Annotated in this window: 4 protein-coding genes; all 4 read right to left on the reverse strand. The window is 42.8% G+C overall.

What is annotated here, in order from left to right:
• On the reverse strand, positions 1-191 hold a 191-nt coding region (locus tag AB4496_RS19740), incomplete at its 3' end, for an ATP-binding cassette domain-containing protein (protein ID WP_372131698.1).
• A gap of 278 nt (positions 192-469) precedes the next feature.
• Positions 470-982 (reverse strand): DUF2802 domain-containing protein, encoded by a 513-nt coding sequence (locus AB4496_RS19745; protein WP_009848529.1) that lies wholly within the window; start codon positions 980-982, stop codon positions 470-472.
• Positions 982-1476 (reverse strand): chemotaxis protein CheW, encoded by a 495-nt coding sequence (locus AB4496_RS19750; protein ID WP_009848530.1) that lies wholly within the window; start codon positions 1474-1476, stop codon positions 982-984. The genes AB4496_RS19745 and AB4496_RS19750 overlap by 1 nt, the downstream gene beginning before the upstream one ends.
• Before the next feature lie 70 nt (positions 1477-1546).
• Positions 1547-2470 (reverse strand): chemotaxis protein CheW (locus tag AB4496_RS19755; RefSeq protein ID WP_102582937.1); only part of this gene is annotated, 924 nt, incomplete at its 5' end.

Consider the following 2470-nt stretch of genomic DNA (forward strand, 5'->3'; position numbering starts at 1 on the left):
GATTCGCCATCCCAAGAGATAGTGCCGTCATCGCGGTCGCCTAGCCCGGTGATAATCCTAAGGAGTGTCGTTTTCCCAGTACCGTTACGACCTTCAACTTGAACCAGTTCACCGGGTTTCAATTGAAAAGACAACGATTCAAACAGAACCCTGTCGTCACGAATAGCAGTTAAATTTGAGACTTCTAGCATAGGTAAATTTAGTCGAGTAATGAGGGGGCTATAGTAGCACACCAATAAGGTGACAAAACAGGACTAGGCGTTTTCGAAAGGACAAACTCCGTAAGAAACTGTTACCACCGCATCACAATTTACACATTTTCATCAACAAACAAGATATTGCATTAGATACAAATACTTATAAACATCGTTCTATATAGGTATAACAGGCACAAAAAAAGAAGCCGAAGCTTCTTTTAAGAGGTGTGCGTGATGAACATCAATTGCTCATTACGCAGTAAGCGCTAAATTTAACGACGTCGAGTCGGGTCTCTGCGATCACGAGAGGATGCAGGTTGTTCATCATACGATGAAGGATTACTTCTTAACGAAGGGATTTTTTCCTTACCTGCGAGCTTATTCTGCAGAGACATCATCAGCTCAGCTTCTGCCTTAGGTAATTCACACTCTTCGATCAGTTCGTTTATCCCAGCCCCAAGCTGAACCATTTTAGTTGCACGTGTATACAAACGCCCATCGGTGTCCGCATGTTCCAACTCAACAATACGTTCATTCAAGTGTTTTATCAGATCTTGCTGTTCCGTCACTTTCTGACCAAGGCCAACCACAACAGAGCGAACTTCAAGTAATTGCTTACTCGATTTTTGAAGCTCTTTATCCAAGTTACGAACTTGCAGGCGTGACGTATCGATCTGCTTTTGAATTGCACTTTTTACTTTGCTAATCAAAATCACGATGAATAACGTAAAAACCCCAACTCCGACTATCAGAGCAATAGGGTTTAAAGGAAGCGCTTCAAACATTACAGGTGAGCCATCTCATCCCATTCGTCTTCACTTAACAGCTTGTTCAGATCGACTAAGATAAGAAGCTTGCCATCACGGTTACTAACACCTTGGATGAACTTAGCACTTTCATCAGTACCAACACTTGGTGTCGTGTCGATTTCAGAAGAACGCAGGTAAACAACTTCAGCAACGCTATCTACTAAAATGCCAATAACTTGACGCTCAGACTCAATAACAATAATGCGTGTGTTATCAGTGATTTCACCTTGCATCAAACCAAAACGAGAACGAGTGTCAATAACAGTAACAACGTTACCACGCAGGTTGATAATACCTAAAACGTAGTCTGGAGCACCCGGTACTGGAGCAATCTCGCTGTAACGCAATACTTCACGTACTTGCATTACATTGATGCCGTAAGTTTCTTCTTCTAGTTGAAATGTCACCCATTGAAGTACTTCATCATTTGTTTGATCTTTTCTTACTTCAACTTCACTCATATGAGACATAGATAATCCTCTTGCCGTCGTTACCGACCACTGTTGTTAACTTGATGCTTATATTGTACCAATCGTAGTACTAGCCCAATGCTTTTACGTCTAGCCCTGCATTTAGCATGGCGGTTAATGCTTCAACATGGATCAAAGCACACATTTTTTCTTTTACCATACCAGCGAGCCATGGCCGTTTCCCTGCCGTTTCTCGCCAGCGTACTTTATCTGTATTAAGCAGCTCGGTACCTTTAAGCTCTGTGCTCGCAAGCCCCCACAAGCTTTCGCCAAGCATGACTATATATTGATAATTTTCTTTATAATCATCACATAATAGCTTTTCAGGCATCACCCATTTGGCGGTATCAACCACGTCTAGCTTACTATCTCGATTAGTTTGCAACCCCAAATACCAAGCAGGTTTGCCAATAATATGACTTAACTCTTCGAGGCGATGAATACCCCCGAGCTCATCAAGTGGCACAGCAAACGTCACACCGTTCACATCAAAATACAGCACTTGAAAATCTTCAGTTCTAGCCGTCGTTTCCCATGATGTAAACTGACCGGCTCCACCAGCTTGAGTTTCAAGTTCGGTAAATGGCTCAATTTGAGGAGATTCAAGATCGGGTTCAGTAGCCTTAACTTCTACTTGCTCCGTCTCCAGCGATTCAGCTTGTAACTCTTCAATTTGCTGCGATTCAACAGGTGGCTCTACAGCAATTGATAAATCAGGTTCTGGAAGATCCCAATCTTGAATTTCAGGATCTACAGACACTTGAACAGACTCTACTGCAGCGTCAAACATTTGCATGTCTGCCTGCTGAGCAATTTGCTGTGTGTTCCGATCCATCAACTCATCTAGATTCAGCTCATCGACAACATTAGTCGCTTCTAAACGACTCAGAAGTTTCTGAACATCCTCAAGATTCGGCACTTCAAATTCTGCAGCGCGTATTTCGGCGTAGCTTGAATAATGACTTGTCGTTAATTGTGGCTCTGGCTCTGGCTC

It is taken from the genome of Vibrio sp. 10N.222.46.A1 (assembly GCF_041473595.1).
In the GTDB taxonomy this organism is placed as follows: domain Bacteria; phylum Pseudomonadota; class Gammaproteobacteria; order Enterobacterales; family Vibrionaceae; genus Vibrio; species Vibrio tasmaniensis_A.